1 protein-coding gene is annotated in these 556 nt (G+C 70.3%); it reads right to left on the bottom strand.

Going from position 1 to position 556, the window contains the following annotated elements:
* On the bottom strand, positions 1–556 hold a 556-nt coding region (locus CYJ07_RS20215; RefSeq protein WP_269320563.1), incomplete at both ends, for a contractile injection system protein, VgrG/Pvc8 family.

Here is a 556-nt window from a genome sequence, read left to right as displayed (position 1 = left end):
GGGGGCCGTCGACGCGGGGCTTGGGATGGGGTTCGGGCCGCCAGGCGGTGTCGCCGGGTGTCAGCACCAGGGTGTTGTGGTAGCGGGTCATGCCTTCCGAGCCTGCCCGACCCTGCAGGTGCAGCCCTGCCGCATCTCCCTGGGGGACGCCATCCTCCTCCAGCGCCTGGGGCTGTTCGCCGCGATGAATGACCGAGACCACCTGCCAGTCGCGGTTGAGTTCACTGAGGTCGTGGTCGGTGAGGGTGAAGCGGGTGCCCGGAGCGAGCTCGGGCAGGTCGCTCTCGGCGGCGCAGGTCAGCGCCTCGCGGCGCAGGTGCTCCAGGCGGATGCGGGTGAAGGCCTCGCCGGAGGCGTCGGCCTTGTAGCGGCCGGGGTAGTCGTAATGCTCGTAGTCGTCCCGTTGCGCGTGCTCTTCCAGGCCGTCTGCTGCGTGCTCGTGGAGTTGCGCATAGGCCGGCTGCTTGAAGGAATAGTCCTTGAGCGTGACCGAGGCCGGGGCCATCCGGGCGAGCTGTTCGAGCTTGCGCACGTGGCGGCTCGGCGGCGTGCCGCC

This window comes from Billgrantia saliphila (genome assembly GCF_002930105.1).
GTDB lineage: Bacteria > Pseudomonadota > Gammaproteobacteria > Pseudomonadales > Halomonadaceae > Halomonas > Halomonas saliphila.
The sequence above is the reverse complement of the archived record's forward strand: the minus strand, read 5'-3'. Positions and strand labels throughout refer to the sequence as shown.